The following is a 20,604-nucleotide window of genomic DNA, read 5'->3' on the forward strand; positions in this document are numbered from 1 at the left end:
GTGTTCGATATTGGCTTTAGTGAACTGGTTTTGGTGTTCGTTATCGGGCTGATTGTTCTCGGCCCGCAACGATTACCGGTTGCGGTGAAAACCGTGGTCGGCTGGATCCGGGCGATTCGTTCGCTGGCAGCCAATGTACAACATGAACTGGCGCAGGAACTGAAACTGCAGGAGCTGCAGGACAGCCTGAAAAAAGTGGAAGAGGCGAGCCGCGGTACACTCTCTCCCGAGCTGAAAGAGTCGATGGAAGAGCTGCGTAAAACTGCTGATTCAATGAAACGCTCGGTCAGTCAGAGCATCGACATTGAAAAAGAGGAAGACGAGGCTAACACCATCCATTCAGCCCGGCATAACACCGCCCAACAGCCCGCTTCTGAGCCCGCGGCGACGCCGGCGACGGCAGAACAGCAGGCCAGTGCACCCGCGCAGACACCGGCTGCGGCGTCCTCTGCTTCGACTGCGCCCGCCACTGCTGTCTCTTCCGGTGCGGCCAGCGCCCCTGCGCAGGCTGAGCATACCTCCGCTAATTATTCCGGTGTGGCCAGCGCACCCGCACAGACACCGGCTGCGACGTCCTCTGCTTCGCCTGCACCTGCCGCTGCTGTCTCTTCCGGTGCGGCCAGCGCCCCCGCGCAGACACCCGCTGCGGCGTCTTCCACGCCAGCTGTGCACGCCGCTGCAGGTTCTTCTGGTATGGCCAGCGCACCTGCCCAGGCTCCCGCAAGCGATGTGACCAGAACAGCTGACACCGGGCGTCATGCCGCATCCTCCTCTTCTGCAAGTGATGAACGATAATGGCCGTTGAAGATACCCAACCGCTCATCAGTCATCTGATTGAGCTGCGTAAGCGATTACTGAACTGCATCATCGCCGTCTTAGCTATTTTTCTGGTGCTGGTTTTCTTCGCCAACGACATCTACCAGCTGATTGCGGCCCCGTTAATCAGCCAGATGCCGGTTGGTTCCAGCATGATCGCGACCGATGTGGCTTCGCCTTTTTTCACCCCGATTAAGCTGACCATCATTGTGTCGGTATTTCTTGCCGTACCGGTGATTCTTTATCAGGTCTGGGCTTTTGTCGCGCCAGCGCTCTACCGGCATGAACGCAGGCTGGTCATGCCACTGCTGTTTTCCAGCACCTTCCTGTTCTACTTTGGCGTGGCCTTTGCCTATTTTGTGGTCTTCCCACTGGCATTTGGCTTTTTCACCAAGACCGCGCCAATTGGCGTCACCGTGGCGACAGACATCGCTAAGTACCTCGATTTTGTCATGACGCTGTTTATGGCCTTTGGTGTGGCGTTTGAGGTGCCGGTGGCAATCGTACTGCTCTGCTGGACCGGTATTACCAGCCCGGACGATCTGAAAAAGAAACGTCCCTATATTCTGGTGGGCGCGTTTGTGGTTGGGATGTTGCTCACACCGCCGGATGTTTTTTCCCAAACTTTGCTCGCTATTCCGATGTACTGCCTGTTTGAAGTCGGCGTATTCTTTTCCCGTTACTACGTGGGTAAAGGCCGCCGTCTGCAGGATGAGGAAGAGAACACCGACTCCTGACGCAGACAGTCTTACCCGCCCCGGCGGGAAGCGAACGCTCCAAACCGCCCTGATGGGCGGTTTTTTGTTTTAAAAACTGTGGGAAAAATTATGTTTGATATCGGTGTAAACCTGACCAGCACGCAATTCGCCGCCGATCGGCAAAAGGTGGTTAAACGCGCGCGTGATGCGGGCGTCACCGGCATGCTGATTACCGGCACCAATGCGCTGGAGAGCCATCAGGCGCAGCGACTGGCTGAGGATCAACCGGGCTTCTGCTGGTCTACTGCGGGCGTTCACCCGCATCACGCCAGTGAGTGGTCCACGGAGGTTGCCAGTACCCTGCGTCGTCTGGCTGAAAAACCGGAAGTAGTGGCTATCGGTGAGTGCGGACTCGATTTCAACCGCAACCTCTCCGCTCATGAGCAGCAGGAGTATGCCTTTGACGCGCAGCTGGCGCTGGCGGCAGAACTCAATATGCCGGTGTTTCTGCACTGCCGCGAAGCCCATGCGCGTTTTGCTGCGGTCCTGACACCCTGGCTGCCAGAACTGCCGGGGGCGGTGATCCACTGCTTTACCGGCACACGCGATGAGCTGGAAGCCTGCCTGGCGATGGGCTTATCGGTAGGAATTACGGGCTGGGTATGTGATGAACGACGGGGGCTGGAACTGCGCGAGCTGCTGCCGCTGATTCCGGCTGATCGTCTGCTGCTGGAGACGGATGCTCCCTATCTGCTGCCGCGCGATATGCGCCCGCGTCCGACCTCGCGCCGTAACGAGCCCTGCTTTTTACCGCATATTGTGAATCAGGTGGCGACGTGGCGTGGCGAGAGTGCTGAGACGCTGGCTGCCCGCATCGATCAGAATGCGCGGACGCTGTTCAGACTGGCTTAAACCTTGCGGAACTGCTTGTTATCGACGCTGCGCATCACCTGCTTGTTCAGCAGATTGAGCAACAAAATAGAGCGCGTTTCACCATCCGGTTCGGCAAAGATGGCGCGCAGCCCCTCAAACGTGCCTTCGGTGATTACCACTTCATCGCCGCTTTGAGGGGTTTCCGGATCCAGCAGGATTTGCGGGACGTCGGTTTCCAGCGCTTCGATCACGGCCGACGGCACCGTAGCGGGCGCAGTGCCGAAGCGCACAAAGTGGCTGACACCACGGGTGCTGCTAATCGTCGTCGTGTGAATCGCTTCCGGATCAAACTCGATAAACAGGTAATTAGGAAAGAGGGGCTCACTCACCGTGGTGCGTTTACCGCGCACGATCTTTTCCAGAGCGATCATCGGGCTGAGGCAATGCACTTCCTGCCGCTCCAGATGCTCCTTCGCGCGTAATAGCTGCCCACGTTTGCAATAGAGTAAGTACCAGGATTCCATAACTGCTCCCATCGAATGGACGCTAAGAATAGCAAACCTGCTGCCAGAGTTATAGCGCAGGGGCAGCGTAAAGCGCGCCCGGACGAAAATAAACTGAGACTTTTCTTAACCTGCCGGATCGCGGCAGAAATGGCTACGGAAAATTGACGTCTGCCATCGCTCTGTATCAGACTCGGTAACCATCACGGCGGCTGTCGTATAAACCTCAGCATCTCCGCCTAATCAGACCTATAATGGCCGATTCACTCTGGCCGGAAAGTTGAAGCCGCATGAAATATCACGATTTAAGAGACTTTCTCGCGCTGCTCGAACAGCGCGGAGAGCTAAAGCGCATTACCCAGTCGATCGATCCCGAACTGGAGATGACCGAAATTGCCGATCGCACTCTGCGTGCCGGTGGCCCCGCTCTGCTGTTTGAGAACCCGAAAGGGTATGACATGCCGGTGCTGTGTAATCTGTTTGGTACGCCAAAGCGCGTGGCTATGGGCATGGGACAGGAAGATGTCAGCGCCCTGCGCGAAGTGGGTAAATTGCTGGCTTTCCTGAAAGAACCGGAGCCACCAAGAGGCTTCCGCGATCTGTTCGACAAGATGCCGCAGTTTAAGCAGGTGCTGAATATGCCGACCAAACGGCTGCGTAATGCACCCTGTCAGGAGGTGGTGTTCAGCGGCGATGAGGTTGACCTGACGCGCATTCCGGTGATGCGGTGCTGGCCAGGCGACGCGGCCCCACTGATTACCTGGGGCCTGACGGTCACGCGCGGACCGCACAAAGAGCGGCAGAACCTCGGCATCTATCGCCAGCAGGTGATCGGCAAAAACCGGCTGATTATGCGCTGGCTGTCGCATCGTGGCGGCGCGCTTGATTATCTGGAGTGGACGAAGGCGCATCCGGGCGAGCGTTTTCCGGTGTCTGTGGCGCTGGGTGCCGATCCCGCTACTATTCTCGGCGCTGTGACGCCGGTGCCGGATACTCTGTCAGAATATGCCTTTGCCGGCCTGCTGCGTGGTAATAAAACCGAAGTGGTGAAGTGTCTGTCGAACAATCTCGACGTACCCGCCAGCGCGGAAATTGTGCTGGAAGGGTATATCGAAGCGGGGGATATGGCGCCCGAAGGCCCTTACGGCGACCATACCGGCTACTACAATGAAGTGGATAGCTTCCCGGTCTTCACCGTTACACATATTACGCAGCGTCGTCAGGCTATCTATCACTCCACCTACACCGGCCGTCCACCGGATGAACCCGCTGTGCTGGGTGTGGCGCTGAACGAAGTGCTGGTGCCGATTCTGGTGAAGCAGTTCCCGGAGATCGTGGACTTCTATCTGCCGCCGGAAGGATGCTCATACCGGCTGGCGGTCGTCACTATCAAAAAGCAGTACGCAGGACACGCTAAACGTGTCATGTTTGGCGTCTGGTCGTTTTTACGGCAGTTCATGTACACCAAATTTGTTATTGTGTGTGACGATGATGTTAATGCGCGTGACTGGAACGATGTGATCTGGGCGATCACGACGCGAATGGATCCGGCCCGTGATACGGTATTAGTGGAAAATACCCCGATCGATTATCTCGATTTTGCTTCGCCCGTCTCCGGATTGGGGTCGAAGATGGGGATGGACGCAACCAATAAGTGGCCGGGTGAAACGCAGCGTGAATGGGGCACCCCCATCGTCAAGGATCCTGCAGTCACCGCGCGCATTGATGCTATCTGGGATGAGCTAGGTATTTTTGATCAGCCGCCACAGCGTTGATGGCGAGCACAACCATAAAGACGACCCGACAGAGGGAACGCATGACAACGTTAAGCTGTAAAGTAACTTCGGTTGAGGCGATTACCGACACGGTCTATCGCGTTCGCCTGATCCCGGAAGCGGAATTCACCTTTCGCGCGGGACAGTATCTGATGGTAGTGATGGATGAGCGTGACAAGCGTCCCTTCTCACTGGCCTCCACGCCAATGGAAAAAGAGATCATTGAGCTGCACATCGGTGCCTCCGATCTGAACCTCTATGCCATGGCCGTGATGGATCGGATCCGCAACGATCGTCAGATTACGGTAGATATCCCGCACGGCGACGCCTGGCTGCGTGAAGAGAGCCGCAAGCCGCTGATTCTGATCGCAGGCGGTACCGGCTTCTCCTATGCCCGTTCGATTCTGCTGACCGCGCTGGCGGAACAGCCTGAACGCGATATCGCCATTTACTGGGGCGGACGTGAACTCAAGCACCTGTACGATCTGGATGAGCTGAACGCGCTGGCCGTGAAGCATCCGAATCTGAAGGTCATTCCGGTAGTCGAGCAGCCTGAAGCGGGCTGGCAGGGCCGTTCAGGTACGGTTCTGACGGCAGTGATGCAGGATTTCAGCACGCTGAGCGAGCATGAGATCTACATCGCCGGTCGTTTTGAAATGGCGAAGATTGCCCGCGATCGCTTCTGTGCCGAACGTGGCGCCGTAGAATCACAGATGTATGGCGATGCGTTTGCCTTTATCTGATGCCCGGTAGCAGCCAGCCGCAGACAGAAAAAACCCGCCGGTAACGGCGGGTAAATCTGACAAAGTAAGACTCAACGTATTACAGACGTTCGAACACGGTGGCGATCCCCTGGCCCAGTCCGATACACATAGTAGCCAGACCAAAACGGGCATCCCGTCGTTCCATAATGTTCAGCAGCGTCGTACTGATGCGTGCGCCTGAACAGCCGAGCGGGTGACCCAGGGCGATCGCACCGCCGTTCAGATTGACCTTATCATCCATTATATCCATCAGACCCAGATCTTTGATGCAGGGCAGTGTCTGCGCGGCAAAGGCTTCGTTCAGCTCAAAGACATCAATATCGCTGACGCTCAGTCCCGCCCGTTTCAGAGCCAGTCGGCTTGCCGGCACCGGTCCATAGCCCATGATCGACGGATCACAGCCTGTCACCGCCATGCTGCGGATGCGGGCGCGAGGTGCCAGCCCCAGTTCACGGGCACGTGATTCGCTTATCACCAGCATCGCGGCTGCCCCATCTGACAGCGCTGACGAGGTGCCGGCCGTCACGGTGCCATTCACCGGATCGAATGCCGGCTTCAGGGCGGCGAGACCTTCGGCGCTGGTTTCCTCGCGGATCACTTCATCGAACGTGTAGCGTTTAAGAATGCCGTCGCTGTCATGACCATAGGTGGCGACAATCTCGTTCGTAAAGTCGCCGCGCTGCGTCGCCTGCCAGGCGCGCTGATGCGAGCGCAGGGCAAACGCATCCTGCTGCTCCCGGCTGATATGATGCATGCGCGCCAGCATTTCGGCGGTGAGGCCCATCATGCCCGCTGCTTTCGCCACGGTACGACCCAGGCCGGGATGGAAGTCGACGCCGTGATTCATCGGCACATGCCCCATGTGCTCCACCCCCCCAATCAGGCAGCATTGCGCATCACCGACCATAATGGCGCGGGCCGCGTCGTGCAGAGCCTGCATGGAAGATCCACACAACCGGTTAACAGTCGTGGCGGGCACCGAATGCGGTATTTCGGCCAGCAGCGCGGCGTTACGCGCGATATTAAACCCCTGTTCCAGCGTCTGCTGAACGCAACCCCAGACGATATCGTCCAGCGATGCCGGGTCCACCGCCGGGTTGCGGCTCAGGATTTCGCGCATCAGATGCGCGGAGAGATCTTCAGCACGCACATGACGAAAGGCGCCGCCTTTTGAGCGGCCCATCGGCGTACGCACCGCATCAACAATCACCACATTTTCCATTTTTATGCCCTCAGGCGCTTTTCAGCGCGGCTTCGTCAATCGGTTTGGCGGCGGGATACCAGCTTTCATGCTGATGGGCTTTCTGTACCAGGAGCGCGGGCAGGGTATACAGGCCACCGAGCGCACTGTAGCGCCGGGCCTGATCGACGACATTGCTGTTGCCCAGCGTATCGAGGTAGCGGAAAGCCCCGCCACGGAAAGGCGGGAAGCCGAGACCGTAAACCAGCGCCATATCAGCTTCCGCAGGCGAAGCAATAATTTTCTCTTCCAGACAGCGCACGACCTCATTCAGCATCGGCAGCAGCATACGGTTCAGAATCTCTTCATCGCTGAAAACCCGGGCGGGCTGGCAGACCTGCCGCAGCAGCGTATCCACCTCTGCATCCGGCACTTTCTTCAGCTTGCCCTTTTTATCCTCTTCCCAGCGCCAGAAGCCTTTGCCATTTTTCTGACCAAAGCGCCCGGCTTCAAACAGCAGGTCGATCGCATCGCGGTAGTCATGCTTCATACGATCCGGAAAACCGTCCGCCATTACGCTTTGTGCGTGGTGTGCCGTATCAATGCCGACGACATCCAGCAGCCAGGACGGTCCCATCGGCCAGCCGAACTGTTTTTCCATGACTTTATCGATCTGACGGAAGTCGGCGCCGTCGCGCAGCAGCAGACTGAATGCGGCGAAGTAGGGGAACAGAACCCGGTTAACGAAGAAGCCGGGGCAGTCATTAACCAGAATCGGGGTTTTTCCCATCTTACTGGCCCAGGCCACCACTTTACTCAGGGTCGCTTCGCTGGTTTTCTCGCCGCGTACGACTTCAACCAGTGGCATACGTGGCACGGGATTAAAGAAATGCATGCCACAGAAGTTTTCCGGGCGCTGCAGCACCTGAGCCAGCTGGCTGATCGGGATTGTCGACGTATTAGAGGCGAGAATCGCATCCTCACGCAGATGCTGTTCGGTTTCGGCCAGCACGCTGGCTTTGACCTGCGGGTTCTCTACCACCGCCTCAACCACGACATCAGCCTGTTCAAAACCGGCATAGTCCAGGGTCGGCTGGATAGTCGCAATCACGCTGGCGAGTTCGTTACCGTCGATTTTGCCGCGCGCCAGCAGCTTATTGAGCAGCTTGCTGGCTTCATTCATCCCCAGCGTTAACGCCTGCGGATTAATGTCTTTCATTCTGACCGGTACGCCTTTCCACGCAGACTGGTAGCTGATGCCGCCGCCCATAATACCTGCGCCCAGTACCGCGGCCTGAAAGGGTGCGCCGCTTTCGGCGGCACGCTTTTTCGCCAGACTTTTAACATATTGATCGTTGAGGAAGATGCCAACCAGGGCACGCGCTTCATCAGACTGCGCCAGTGGCACAAACGCGGCGGTTTCGAGTTTCAGTGCGTCGTCACGACCCAGCGTGGCTGCTGCTTCGATGGTTTTTACGGCCATCAGCGGAGCAGGGTAGTGTTTACCGGCGGTCTGTATCACCATGGCTTTAGCGATCGTAAAACTCATGGCCGCTTCGATCGGGCTGAGTTTCAACGGAGCCAGTTTAGGCGCGCGGCGTGCATGCCAGCTCCCATCGCTGGCCGCGGCTTTGAGCATGGTGATGCCCGCCTCGCGCAGTTTGTCGCGGGCAACGACCGCGTCGACCAGACCGAGTTTAAGGGCTGCGGCACCGTCGACATCCTTGCCTGCGGCAATGATCTCCAGCGCGCTGTCGGCGCCCAGCAGGCGTGGCAACCTGACGCTGCCACCAAAGCCCGGCATGATGCCGAGTTTTGTCTCCGGCAGACCGATGCGGGCGTCCGCAGTAGCGATACGCAGATCGGTTGCCAGTACGCATTCACATCCCCCGCCCAGCGCATAGCCGTCGATGGCGCACAGGGTCGGCACCGGCAGATCTTCCAGCCGGTTGAAGATGCTGTTGGCGTAGCTCAGCCACTGGCTCAGCTTTTCAGTCGGGGCATCAAACAGCGAGAGAAACTCGGTGATGTCCGCGCCGACAATAAAGGCGGGTTTAGCGGAGCTCAGCAGCACGCCGCGCAGATCGGACTGCTTTTCCAGCACGGCGATCGCCTCGCCCAGACTGGCGACAGTCTGCGTATCAAGCTTATTGACCGAGCCGGTAGCGTCAAAAACCAGCTCGGCGATGCCATCGTCCAGCCAGTGAAGAGTAAGGTTAGCGCCTTGGTAGAGCATGTGCGTCTCCTGAAACCGCGAAAGGTGATCTGGTCATACCAGATGATCGTGAGTGTGGTAGTGATGTTAATTTTTTGCAAACGGGTCTTTGCTTATTTGCTAACAAGATCACAGCTGCGCCCGCTTCGTCATCTGTGCAAGGGGTGTGCTAAACTGCGGCCATTTCGCGACACTGGAGAGACGTCAATGGATTCACTGAAGACCTTGTATCACGCGCATATCGCCACGTTGCAACAACGGGCGCAGCAGGTGCTGGCACGCAATAAACTGGATGCGATGTTGATCCATTCCGGTGAGCTGTTGACGGTGTTTCTGGACGATCACACCTATCCCTTTAAGGTGAATCCCCAGTTTAAAGCCTGGGTTCCGGTGACGCAGGTTCCAAACTGCTGGTTATGGATCGACGGGGTGAACAAACCGAAACTGTGGTTCTACTCGCCGGTGGATTACTGGCATAACGTAGAGCCGCTGCCGGAGAGCTTCTGGACGAAAGATGTTGAGGTTGTGGGCCTGAAAAATGCGGATGAGATCGGGCAGTTGCTGCCTGCTCAGCGTGATAACGTCGCCTATATCGGCCCGGTCAGCGGGCGCGCCACCCAGCTTGGCATCGCCTCGGGCAATATCAACCCTAAAGCGGTTATCGACTTCCTGCACTTCCACCGCAGCATCAAAACAGATTATGAGCTGGCCTGTATGCGCCAGGCGCAGAAGCTGGCCGTTGCGGGCCATCGGGCAGCGAAAGAGGCCTTTTCGGCGGGTTTAAGCGAGTTCGACATCAATCAGGCCTACCTGACCGCGACCGGACACCGCGACACCGATGTGCCGTACGGCAATATCATTGCGCTGAATGAACACGCCGCAGTGCTGCACTACACTCGTCTGGACCATCAGCCGCCCGCGAAGCGTCACAGCTTCCTGATTGACGCCGGGGCCGAGTATCTGGGCTATGCCGCCGATCTGACCCGCAGCTATGCCGCGCAGAACAGTTCCCTCTATGCCAGAATGGTGGAGGCGATGAATGCTGAAGAGCTGGCGCTGGTCGCTACGCTGAAACCGGGCGTGCGTTACACCGATTATCACCTCCAGATGCACCATCGTATCGCGAAAATGTTGCTGAAGTTCGAGCTGGTTCGTGGAATCAGTGAAGAGGCGCTGGTGGCTGAAGATCTGACCGGGCCGTTTATGCCGCACGGTCTGGGGCATCCTCTGGGTCTGCAGGTGCACGATGTGGCCGGTTTCATGCAGGATGATCAGGGCACCCATCTGGCTGCGCCTGCGCAGTATCCTTACCTTCGCTGCACGCGCGTACTGCAACCAGGCATGGTGTTAACCATCGAGCCGGGCTTCTATATTATTGACTCACTGCTGGCACCGCTACGCGAAGGGCGCTTCAGTCAGCACTTCAACTGGCAGGCGATCGATGCGCTCCGGCCTTATGGTGGCATTCGTATCGAGGATAACGTGGTGATCCATGCGCATCGCGTTGAGAACATGACCCGCGATCTGCATCTGGCCTGATATGGAGGCCTTTGATATTCCCGCTGTGCCAGTGAGCAGCAGTGAAGAGACCATTAAGAAGAGTCGCTTCATTACGCTGCTGGCGCACACTGAGGGCGCAGAGGCGGCGCGTGCTTTTGTTCAGCATGTGAAAAACGCGCATCCCACCGCCCGGCATCACTGCTGGGCCTGGGTCGCGGGCGCGCCGGATGACTCTCAGCAGCTCGGCTTCTCTGATGATGGCGAGCCGTCGGGCACGGCAGGGAAGCCGATGCTGGCGCAGCTTATGGGCGCCGGTATTGGCGAGATTACTGCTGTGGTCGTGCGTTATTACGGCGGCATCATGCTGGGAACCGGTGGCTTAGTGAAAGCCTATGGCGGCGGCGTCCAGCAGGGCCTCAGGCAGTTGCCCCGGCAGCGCAAAGTACCGATGAAATACTTCACTCTGCAATGTGACTATCCGCAGCTGAGTGACATCGAACGACTGGTGCAGCGTTTCGACGCGAAGGTGACGGAGAGTGACTATCAGGATCGTATTGCGTTGACACTGGCCGTGCCTTACGGGCAAATCGACGGTTTCAAACAAAATCTGTCAGACTTTAGCCGGGGAGCGTTATCGCTTATCCCGCTCACACCCTGAACTTCATCTCTTTTATTTAAAGGAACGGCTGAATGCACTTTCGCGCCATTACCCGCATCGTCGGTCTGCTGGTCATCCTCTTTTCCGTGACGATGATTTTGCCTGGCCTGGTTGCATTGATTTATCGCGATGGCGCTGGGCGGGCGTTCAGCCAGACCTTTATGATGGCGCTGGTGATCGGCTCACTGCTGTGGTGGCCGAACCGCAAAAAGAAAACTGAGCTTAAGCCGCGGGAAGGGTTTCTGATCGTCGTGCTCTTCTGGACAGTGCTGGGCAGCGTGGGGGCCATGCCCTTTATCTTTGCCGAGCAGCCACATCTTTCCGTAACGGACGCCTTCTTTGAATCATTTTCGGGCCTGACGACGACCGGTGCCACCACGCTGGTGGGGCTGGACTCGCTGCCGAAAGCCATTCTCTTCTATCGGCAGATGCTGCAGTGGCTGGGCGGAATGGGGATCATCGTGTTAGCGGTGGCGATTCTGCCGATTCTGGGCGTCGGGGGCATGCAGCTCTATCGTGCTGAGATGCCGGGACCGCTAAAAGATAATAAGATGCGGCCGCGTATTGCTGAGACGGCTAAAACACTCTGGCTGATCTACGTTCTGCTGACGATCGCCTGTGCACTGGCGTTGTGGCTGGCGGGTATGCCGGCGTTCGATGCCATCGGTCACAGTTTCTCAACCATCGCTATCGGCGGCTTCTCAACCCACGATGCCAGCATCGGCTATTTTAACAGTGGCACGATCAACACGATTGTGGCGGTCTTTCTGCTGATCTCCGGCTGTAACTACGGCCTGCACTTTGCCATGCTCAGCGGACGTAATCCTCGTGTTTACTGGCGCGACCCGGAGTTCCGCATGTTTATCGGTGTGCAATTGACGCTGGTGCTGATCTGCACGCTGGTGCTCTGGTTTCATAATGTGTACTCAGATGGCTGGCAAACGCTGAACCAGGCTTTTTTCCAGGTGGTGTCGATGGCTACGACGGCGGGATTCACCACCGACAGTATCGCGCGCTGGCCGCTGTTCCTGCCGGTTCTGCTGTTGTGCTCTGCCTTTATCGGCGGATGTGCCGGTTCAACCGGCGGTGGCCTGAAGGTGATCCGCATCCTGCTGCTGTGCAAGCAGGGCAACCGTGAACTTAAACGTCTGGTTCACCCGAATGCGGTCTACACCATTAAGCTGGGCAACCGTGCGCTGCCGGAGCGTATCCTCGAAGCCGTATGGGGATTTTTCTCGGCGTATGCGCTGGTGTTTCTGGTCAGTATGCTGGCGATCATTGCTACGGGCGTCGACGACTTCTCGGCTTTTGCCGCCGTCGCCGCTACCCTGAACAACCTCGGGCCAGGCTTAGGGGTAGTCGCTGATAACTTCACTTCGATGAATGACGTAGCGAAATGGATACTGATCTCAACTATGTTATTCGGACGCCTTGAGGTATTCACCTTGCTGGTGCTGTTCACGCCGACCTTCTGGCGTGAATAATTAATAAGGATGCTGAAATGAAAGCACTGATTCTCTATTCGACCCGTGACGGACAAACCCGGAAGATTGCCTCTTCGCTTGCTGAAGTAATCCGTCAGCACCAACCCTGTGACCTGATGAACATTAAGGATGCGCCGCAGCCTGTTTGGGCAGACTACGATCGCGTGCTGATCGGCGCCTCTATCCGCTACGGTCATTTTCAGCCGGTCGTTGAAACCTTTGTGAAGCAACATCTTCAGGCGCTACAGCAGCGTACCGGCGGATTCTTCTCGGTGAACCTGACGGCACGTAAACCGGAGAAGCGTTCTCCTGAGACGAATGCTTATACCCGGAAGTTCCTGGCGTCGTCACCGTGGCAGCCTGATTGCTGCGCCGTATTTGCCGGAGCGCTCTACTATCCGCGCTATCGCTGGTTTGACCGGGTCATGATTCAGCTGATTATGCGAATGACGGGTGGAGAAACTGATTCGACGAAAGAAGTCGAGTACACAGACTGGGCGCAGGTCCGTGCTTTTGCTCAGGAATTTGCACAGTTACCAGGCAAATCGTAGCGAAATAACGCGATTTGATGAAAATTACTTCGAACGGTAATCTTTTTGCAATAAACGCTTGTCAGGCCGCGCGAACTCCCTATAATGCGCCTCCATCAACACGGCACACCGGCAACGGGAAGCGTGCTGAGAGGTTCAGGAAGCTGACCCGCCGGAGAAAAACTTCTGAAAAAGAGGTTGACTCTGAAGGAGGAAAGCGTAATATACGCCACCTCGCGACAGGACGCTAACGCACTGTTCGCGCTGCTCTTTAACAATTTATCAGACAATCTGTGTGGGCACTCGCAGGATTGATATCAGCGTCTTTGGACGCAAAAAAATATCAAGTCTCACGAGTGAACACATAATGACATTCATTATGACGTTTTACAGATGAGCATCGCTGGACTGGTTTCAGCAAATCAAACTTTAAATTGAAGAGTTTGATCATGGCTCAGATTGAACGCTGGCGGCAGGCCTAACACATGCAAGTCGGACGGTAGCACAGAGGAGCTTGCTCCTTGGGTGACGAGTGGCGGACGGGTGAGTAATGTCTGGGGATCTGCCCGATAGAGGGGGATAACCACTGGAAACGGTGGCTAATACCGCATAACGTCGCAAGACCAAAGAGGGGGACCTTCGGGCCTCTCACTATCGGATGAACCCAGATGGGATTAGCTAGTAGGCGGGGTAATGGCCCACCTAGGCGACGATCCCTAGCTGGTCTGAGAGGATGACCAGCCACACTGGAACTGAGACACGGTCCAGACTCCTACGGGAGGCAGCAGTGGGGAATATTGCACAATGGGCGCAAGCCTGATGCAGCCATGCCGCGTGTATGAAGAAGGCCTTCGGGTTGTAAAGTACTTTCAGCGGGGAGGAAGGCGGTGCGGTTAATAACCGCGCCGATTGACGTTACCCGCAGAAGAAGCACCGGCTAACTCCGTGCCAGCAGCCGCGGTAATACGGAGGGTGCAAGCGTTAATCGGAATTACTGGGCGTAAAGCGCACGCAGGCGGTCTGTTAAGTCAGATGTGAAATCCCCGGGCTTAACCTGGGAACTGCATTTGAAACTGGCAGGCTTGAGTCTCGTAGAGGGGGGTAGAATTCCAGGTGTAGCGGTGAAATGCGTAGAGATCTGGAGGAATACCGGTGGCGAAGGCGGCCCCCTGGACGAAGACTGACGCTCAGGTGCGAAAGCGTGGGGAGCAAACAGGATTAGATACCCTGGTAGTCCACGCCGTAAACGATGTCGACTTGGAGGCTGTGCCCTTGAGGCGTGGCTTCCGGAGCTAACGCGTTAAGTCGACCGCCTGGGGAGTACGGCCGCAAGGTTAAAACTCAAATGAATTGACGGGGGCCCGCACAAGCGGTGGAGCATGTGGTTTAATTCGATGCAACGCGAAGAACCTTACCTACTCTTGACATCCAGCGAACTTTCCAGAGATGGATTGGTGCCTTCGGGAACGCTGAGACAGGTGCTGCATGGCTGTCGTCAGCTCGTGTTGTGAAATGTTGGGTTAAGTCCCGCAACGAGCGCAACCCTTATCCTTTGTTGCCAGCGATTCGGTCGGGAACTCAAAGGAGACTGCCGGTGATAAACCGGAGGAAGGTGGGGATGACGTCAAGTCATCATGGCCCTTACGAGTAGGGCTACACACGTGCTACAATGGCGCATACAAAGAGAAGCGACCTCGCGAGAGCAAGCGGACCTCACAAAGTGCGTCGTAGTCCGGATCGGAGTCTGCAACTCGACTCCGTGAAGTCGGAATCGCTAGTAATCGTGGATCAGAATGCCACGGTGAATACGTTCCCGGGCCTTGTACACACCGCCCGTCACACCATGGGAGTGGGTTGCAAAAGAAGTAGGTAGCTTAACCTTCGGGAGGGCGCTTACCACTTTGTGATTCATGACTGGGGTGAAGTCGTAACAAGGTAACCGTAGGGGAACCTGCGGTTGGATCACCTCCTTACCTTAAGATACGGTCCCGCGCAGTGCTCACACAGATTGTCTGATAAAAAGTAATGAGCAAAGTGTCTTGCGAAGACAGACTTAAATGTCCCCTTCGTCTAGAGGCCCAGGACACCGCCCTTTCACGGCGGTAACAGGGGTTCGAATCCCCTAGGGGACGCCATGCTTGGTGACAGGTGAAAGGTGTTGCCCCCATATCTTAAAGATGACTTACGAGTCATGTTTAAGATATTGCTCTTTAACAATCCGGAACAAGCTGAAAATTGAAACGACGCGTCGCTTTCATTCTCCGTAAATAAGAATGAAAAAGGCGATGCGTACGAGTCTCTCAAATGCTTGCAGTCCGCAGCGTGAAAACGCCTGTGGGTTGTGAGGTTAAGTGACTAAGCGTACACGGTGGATGCCCAGGCAGTCAGAGGCGATGAAGGACGTGCTAATCTGCGTAAAGCGACGGTAAGGTGATATGAACCGCTACAGCCGTCGATGTCCGAATGGGGAAACCCGGTGCACTCTGTGCATCATTGCAGCATGAATACATAGTGCTGCAAGGCGAACCGGGGGAACTGAAACATCTAAGTACCCCGAGGAAAAGAAATCAACCGAGATTCCCCCAGTAGCGGCGAGCGAACGGGGAGCAGCCCAGAGCCTGAATCAGCCTGTGTGTTAGTGGAAGCGTCTGGAAAGTCGCAGGGTACAGGGTGATACTCCCGTACACAAAAGCACACACGCTGTGAGCTCGATGAGTAAGGCGGGACACGTGGTATCCTGTCTGAATATGGGGGGACCATCCTCCAAGGCTAAATACTCCTGACTGACCGATAGTGAACCAGTACCGTGAGGGAAAGGCGAAAAGAACCCCGGCGAGGGGAGTGAAAAAGAACCTGAAACCGTGTACGTACAAGCAGTGGGAGCCTCTTTTATGGGGTGACTGCGTACCTTTTGTATAATGGGTCAGCGACTTATATTCTGTAGCAAGGTTAACCGTATAGGGGAGCCGCAGGGAAACCGAGTCTTAACTGGGCGTTAAGTTGCAGGGTATAGACCCGAAACCCGGTGATCTAGCCATGGGCAGGTTGAAGGTTGGGTAACACTAACTGGAGGACCGAACCGACTAATGTTGAAAAATTAGCGGATGACCTGTGGCTGGGGGTGAAAGGCCAATCAAACCGGGAGATAGCTGGTTCTCCCCGAAAGCTATTTAGGTAGCGCCTCGTGAACTCATCTCCGGGGGTAGAGCACTGTTTCGGCTAGGGGGCCATCCCGGCTTACCAACCCGATGCAAACTGCGAATACCGGAGAATGTTATCACGGGAGACACACGGCGGGTGCTAACGTCCGTCGTGAAGAGGGAAACAACCCAGACCGCCAGCTAAGGTCCCAAAGTCATGGTTAAGTGGGAAACGATGTGGGAAGGCACAGACAGCCAGGATGTTGGCTTAGAAGCAGCCATCATTTAAAGAAAGCGTAATAGCTCACTGGTCGAGTCGGCCTGCGCGGAAGATGTAACGGGGCTAAACCATGCACCGAAGCTGCGGCAGCAGTAGCAATACTGTTGGGTAGGGGAGCGTTCTGTAAGCCGTCGAAGGTGTGCTGTGAGGCATGCTGGAGGTATCAGAAGTGCGAATGCTGACATAAGTAACGATAAAGCGGGTGAAAAGCCCGCTCGCCGGAAGACCAAGGGTTCCTGTTCAACGTTAATCGGAGCAGGGTGAGTCGACCCCTAAGGCGAGGCCGAAAGGCGTAGTCGATGGGAAACAGGTTAATATTCCTGTACTCGGTGTTACTGCGAAGGGGGGACGGAGAAGGCTATATCAGCCGGGCGACGGTTGTCCCGGTTTAAGCGTGTAGGTGTGTGTTCCAGGCAAATCCGGTTCACTTTACACTGAGGCGTGACGACGAGGCACTACGGTGCTGAAGTGATAAATGCCCTGCTTCCAGGAAAAGCCTCTAAGCATCAGGTAACACAGAATCGTACCCCAAACCGACACAGGTGGTCAGGTAGAGAATACCAAGGCGCTTGAGAGAACTCGGGTGAAGGAACTAGGCAAAATGGTGCCGTAACTTCGGGAGAAGGCACGCTGGCGCGTAGGTGAAGGGACTTGCTCCCGGAGCTGAAGCCAGTCGAAGATACCAGCTGGCTGCAACTGTTTATTAAAAACACAGCACTGTGCAAACACGAAAGTGGACGTATACGGTGTGACGCCTGCCCGGTGCCGGAAGGTTAATTGATGGGGTTATCCGTAAGGAGAAGCTCCTGATCGAAGCCCCGGTAAACGGCGGCCGTAACTATAACGGTCCTAAGGTAGCGAAATTCCTTGTCGGGTAAGTTCCGACCTGCACGAATGGCGTAATGATGGCCAGGCTGTCTCCACCCGAGACTCAGTGAAATTGAACTCGCTGTGAAGATGCAGTGTACCCGCGGCAAGACGGAAAGACCCCGTGAACCTTTACTACAGCTTGACACTGAACATTGAGCCTTGATGTGTAGGATAGGTGGGAGGCTTTGAAGCGCGGACGCCAGTCTGCGTGGAGCCATCCTTGAAATACCACCCTTTAATGTTTGATGTTCTAACGTGGCCCCGTGATCCGGGGTGCGGACAGTGTCTGGTGGGTAGTTTGACTGGGGCGGTCTCCTCCCAAAGAGTAACGGAGGAGCACGAAGGTCAGCTAATCACGGTCGGACATCGTGAGGTTAGTGCAATGGCATAAGCTGGCTTGACTGCGAGAGTGACGGCTCGAGCAGGTGCGAAAGCAGGTCATAGTGATCCGGTGGTTCTGAATGGAAGGGCCATCGCTCAACGGATAAAAGGTACTCCGGGGATAACAGGCTGATACCGCCCAAGAGTTCATATCGACGGCGGTGTTTGGCACCTCGATGTCGGCTCATCACATCCTGGGGCTGAAGTAGGTCCCAAGGGTACGGCTGTTCGCCGTTTAAAGTGGTACGCGAGCTGGGTTTAGAACGTCGTGAGACAGTTCGGTCCCTATCTGCCGTGGGCGCTGGAGAATTGAGGGGGGTTGCTCCTAGTACGAGAGGACCGGAGTGAACGCACCGCTGGTGTTCGGGTTGTCATGCCAATGGCACTGCCCGGTAGCTAAGTGCGGAAAAGATAAGTGCTGAAAGCATCTAAGCACGAAACTTGCCCCGAGATGAGTTCTCCCTGACCCCTTGAGGGTCCTGAAGGGACGTTGAAGACGACGACGTTGATAGGCCGGGTGTGTAAGCGCAGCGATGCGTTGAGCTAACCGGTACTAATGACCCGTGAGGCTTAACCTTACAACGCCAGAGGCGTTTTTGAGAGACGATTTTCAGCCTGAACCGGATAAGTCTGCGCGGCCCCAGGGCGGCGCGGAAGACAGAATCTGCCTGGCGGCTTTAGCGCGGTGGTCCCACCTGACCCCATGCCGAACTCAGAAGTGAAACGCCGTAGCGCCGATGGTAGTGTGGGGCCTCCCCATGCGAGAGTAGGGAACTGCCAGGCATTGTATAAGTGAAGAAGCCCCGCACGCGAGTGCGGGGCTTTTTTGCGTCTGCCGATCGTGAAAAACCTCATCCCGATCCCCGAAAACAGCCTGAGAACCCCTCTCTGATACGGTAAACTACGGCCAGATAACTCAGTAAAGGCCGTCAAATGTCCAGCCAGTCTCCTTCCTTAAAAGCCGACAATACGCTCGGGCTTGAAGTACACACACAAAAACGCATCGTCGCTGAGACACCAGCGGCCATTCTGGCGGCCTGGCAGGCCAGCCAGCAGGATCAGACACCCTTCCTAGTGCTGGGCGAAGGTAGCAATGTTCTCTTCATGGAAGATTTTGCCGGAACCGTCGTGTTAAACCGTATTCAGGGCATTCGCATTCAGGATGACGATGAACACTGGCGCCTGCATGTCGGCGCCGGTGAAAACTGGCACCAGCTGGTCAAAAGTACGCTGGAAAAGGGGATTCCCGGCCTGGAAAACCTGGCACTGATCCCGGGAATGACGGGCTCCGCACCTATACAGAATATCGGCGCTTACGGGGTCGAACTGAAAGATGTCTGCGAATATGTGGACGTCCTGAATCTGCACAGTGGCCAGGCAGAACGTCTCGATTGCGAGGCCTGTGAGTTTGGCTATCGCGACAGCATTTTCAAACATCGCTATCAGTCAGGCTACGTAATCGTCGCGGTAGGGTTCATCTTGCCTAAGCAGTGGCAGCCAGTACTGACCTACGGCGATTTGAAGACGCTAAATCCGCTGACTGCCAGTGCCTGGGATGTCTATCATGCGGTGTGCCAGATGCGCCAGAGCAAGTTGCCTGACCCCAGAGTCATCGGCAACGTCGGCAGTTTTTTCAAAAATCCGGTGATCTCCGCAGAGCAGTGCCGATCACTGCTGGCGCAATGCCCGGCAATGCCGCACTATCCAATGCCAGATGGCGAAACCAAGCTGGCCGCTGGGTGGCTTATCGATCAGTGCCAGCTGAAAGGCTATCGCATCGGCGGCGCGGCTGTTCATGAGCAACAGGCACTGGTACTGATCAACGCCAGTAACGCCACGTCTGAGGATATTTTGGCGCTGGCAAAAGCCGTGCGCGCCCGGGTAGGGGAAAAATTTAATGTCTGGCTTGAGCCTGAAGTCCGCTTTATAGCGGCGCAGGGTGAGTGTAATGCAGTCGGAGTGATAGCATGAAAGACTACAGTGTCCCGCTAAAGCTGGTCGATATTTTATCTGATGGAGAGTTTCATTCCGGCGAGCAACTTGGCGAAATGCTGGGGATGAGTCGTGCGGCCATTAACAAGCACATCCAGACGCTGAAAAGCTGGGGACTCGATGTTTTTACCGTTACCGGAAAAGGGTATAGCCTCTCTGCGCCGATTGAGTTGCTGGATGAGCAGCTGATCCTTTCACAGGTCAGGCAGGGTAACGTCTCGGTGATCCCGGTAATAGACTCGACGAATCAATATCTGATGGAGAAGATGCATGGACTTACGTCTGGTGCTGCCTGCATTGCTGAATATCAGCAGGCCGGTCGTGGTCGTCGTGGTCGTCAGTGGTTTTCTCCTTTTGGGGCGAATCTCTACATGTCGATGTACTGGCGTCTGGAGCAGGGGCCAGCAGCGGCTATGGGGCTGAGCCTGGTCATTGGGATTGTCATGGCGGAGGCACTGCGTTCATCAGGTGCCGATGAAGTCCGCGTTAAATGGCCTAATGATATATATCTGAACGATCGCAAACTGGCAGGGATCCTGGTTGAAATGACAGGTAAAACAGGCGATGCTGCTCATATTGTGCTGGGCGCCGGAATCAATCTGGCGATGCGTTCAGCTGACACATCCCAGATCGATCAGGGCTGGATCAACCTGCAGGAAGCCGGGGTCAGGGTGAATCGCAATGAGCTGGCGGCGCGCCTGATCAACCGTCTTCGCGACGCTCTGCCGCTCTTCGAACAGGAAGGATTGACACCCTTTATTGAGCGCTGGGCTGCACTGGACAATTTTATCAACCGACCGGTTAAGCTGCTGATTGGTGAACGGGAAGTGCTCGGGATTGCGCGTGGCGTCGACAGTCAGGGTGGCCTGCTGCTGGAACAGGCGGGTGAAATCAAATCCTGGATTGGCGGTGAAATATCGCTGCGGCCGGTCTGAGTTAGCGAGC

General features: G+C 56.1%; 13 protein-coding genes, 1 tRNA gene, 3 rRNA genes and 1 pseudogene. 15 read left to right on the forward strand and 3 right to left on the reverse strand.

The annotated features are described in order from the left end of the window. From tatB to tatD, 3 genes and pseudogenes are all read left to right on the forward strand, one after another. Positions 1-495, forward strand: a pseudogene (gene tatB, locus ACLHDD_RS16365) (Sec-independent protein translocase protein TatB); the annotation flags it as partial. 299 nt (positions 496-794) lie between these two features. Continuing rightward, positions 795-1,553 (forward strand): Sec-independent protein translocase subunit TatC, encoded by a 759-nt coding sequence (gene tatC, locus ACLHDD_RS16370; protein ID WP_427104906.1) that lies wholly within the window; start codon positions 795-797, stop codon positions 1,551-1,553. Positions 1,554-1,643: 90 nt separating this feature from the next. After that, positions 1,644-2,426 carry a 3'-5' ssDNA/RNA exonuclease TatD gene (gene tatD, locus ACLHDD_RS16375; RefSeq protein ID WP_427104907.1) on the forward strand — a complete coding sequence of 261 codons (783 nt, stop codon included), beginning with the start codon at positions 1,644-1,646 and terminating at the stop codon, positions 2,424-2,426. On the opposite strand, the gene rfaH is transcribed toward tatD, so the two are convergent. Continuing rightward, positions 2,423-2,911, reverse strand: coding sequence for a transcription/translation regulatory transformer protein RfaH (gene rfaH, locus ACLHDD_RS16380; RefSeq protein ID WP_427104908.1), 489 nt, complete (start codon positions 2,909-2,911; stop codon positions 2,423-2,425). The two genes, tatD and rfaH, sit on opposite strands and share 4 nt — an antisense overlap. A 269-nt stretch (positions 2,912-3,180) precedes the next feature. Between rfaH and ubiD the strand changes: the two genes are divergently transcribed. Next, positions 3,181-4,665 carry a 4-hydroxy-3-polyprenylbenzoate decarboxylase gene (gene ubiD, locus ACLHDD_RS16385; protein ID WP_427104909.1) on the forward strand — a complete coding sequence of 495 codons (1,485 nt, stop codon included), beginning with the start codon at positions 3,181-3,183 and terminating at the stop codon, positions 4,663-4,665. A gap of 41 nt (positions 4,666-4,706) precedes the next feature. Further along, positions 4,707-5,408: an NAD(P)H-flavin reductase gene (gene fre / locus ACLHDD_RS16390; RefSeq protein ID WP_427104910.1), complete on the forward strand. Its 702-nt coding sequence runs from the start codon at positions 4,707-4,709 to the stop codon at positions 5,406-5,408. 79 nt (positions 5,409-5,487) lie between these two features. On the opposite strand, the gene fadA is transcribed toward fre, so the two are convergent. Together fadA and fadB are read right to left on the reverse strand one after the other, a co-directional pair. Continuing rightward, positions 5,488-6,651 (reverse strand): acetyl-CoA C-acyltransferase FadA, encoded by a 1,164-nt coding sequence (fadA, locus tag ACLHDD_RS16395; protein WP_427104911.1) that lies wholly within the window; start codon positions 6,649-6,651, stop codon positions 5,488-5,490. Between the two features lie 10 nt (positions 6,652-6,661). Continuing rightward, positions 6,662-8,845, reverse strand: a complete 2,184-nt coding sequence (gene fadB / locus ACLHDD_RS16400; RefSeq protein WP_427104912.1) for a fatty acid oxidation complex subunit alpha FadB — start codon at positions 8,843-8,845, stop codon at positions 6,662-6,664. A 186-nt stretch (positions 8,846-9,031) separates the two neighbouring features. Between fadB and pepQ the strand changes: the two genes are divergently transcribed. From pepQ to birA, 10 genes are all read left to right on the forward strand, one after another. After that, positions 9,032-10,363: a Xaa-Pro dipeptidase gene (pepQ, locus tag ACLHDD_RS16405; protein WP_427104913.1), complete on the forward strand. Its 1,332-nt coding sequence runs from the start codon at positions 9,032-9,034 to the stop codon at positions 10,361-10,363. A 1-nt stretch (position 10,364) separates the two neighbouring features. After that, a complete protein-coding gene (locus ACLHDD_RS16410) occupies positions 10,365-10,982 on the forward strand; it encodes an IMPACT family protein (protein WP_427104914.1) in 618 nt (205 codons plus the stop codon). 32 nt (positions 10,983-11,014) lie between these two features. Next, on the forward strand, positions 11,015-12,466 hold the full coding sequence (trkH, locus tag ACLHDD_RS16415) for a Trk system potassium transporter TrkH (protein ID WP_427104915.1): 1,452 nt from the start codon (positions 11,015-11,017) through the stop codon (positions 12,464-12,466). Between the two features lie 17 nt (positions 12,467-12,483). Continuing rightward, the gene (gene hemG, locus ACLHDD_RS16420; RefSeq protein WP_427104916.1) at positions 12,484-13,017 is read left to right on the forward strand and encodes a menaquinone-dependent protoporphyrinogen IX dehydrogenase; all 534 of its coding nucleotides are present in this window, start codon (positions 12,484-12,486) and stop codon (positions 13,015-13,017) included. Between the two features lie 410 nt (positions 13,018-13,427). After that, a 16S ribosomal RNA gene (locus ACLHDD_RS16425) occupies positions 13,428-14,969 on the forward strand. Positions 14,970-15,055: 86 nt separating this feature from the next. Then, a tRNA-Glu gene (locus ACLHDD_RS16430) sits at positions 15,056-15,131 on the forward strand. A gap of 210 nt (positions 15,132-15,341) precedes the next feature. Next, positions 15,342-18,245, forward strand: a 23S ribosomal RNA gene (locus ACLHDD_RS16435). An 89-nt stretch (positions 18,246-18,334) separates the two neighbouring features. Continuing rightward, positions 18,335-18,450, forward strand: a 5S ribosomal RNA gene (rrf, locus tag ACLHDD_RS16440). The 16S, 23S and 5S rRNA genes sit together here with 1 tRNA gene alongside, the layout of an rRNA operon. A gap of 150 nt (positions 18,451-18,600) precedes the next feature. Then, positions 18,601-19,638 (forward strand): UDP-N-acetylmuramate dehydrogenase, encoded by a 1,038-nt coding sequence (gene murB, locus ACLHDD_RS16445; RefSeq protein ID WP_427104917.1) that lies wholly within the window; start codon positions 18,601-18,603, stop codon positions 19,636-19,638. Continuing rightward, positions 19,635-20,594, forward strand: coding sequence for a bifunctional biotin--[acetyl-CoA-carboxylase] ligase/biotin operon repressor BirA (gene birA / locus ACLHDD_RS16450; RefSeq protein WP_427104918.1), 960 nt, complete (start codon positions 19,635-19,637; stop codon positions 20,592-20,594). The genes murB and birA overlap by 4 nt, the downstream gene beginning before the upstream one ends. Positions 20,595-20,604: the final 10 nt, after the last annotated feature.

Origin of the sequence: Pantoea sp. NSTU24, from assembly GCF_050157905.1 — a bacterium.
In the GTDB taxonomy this organism is placed as follows: domain Bacteria; phylum Pseudomonadota; class Gammaproteobacteria; order Enterobacterales; family Enterobacteriaceae; genus Pantoea.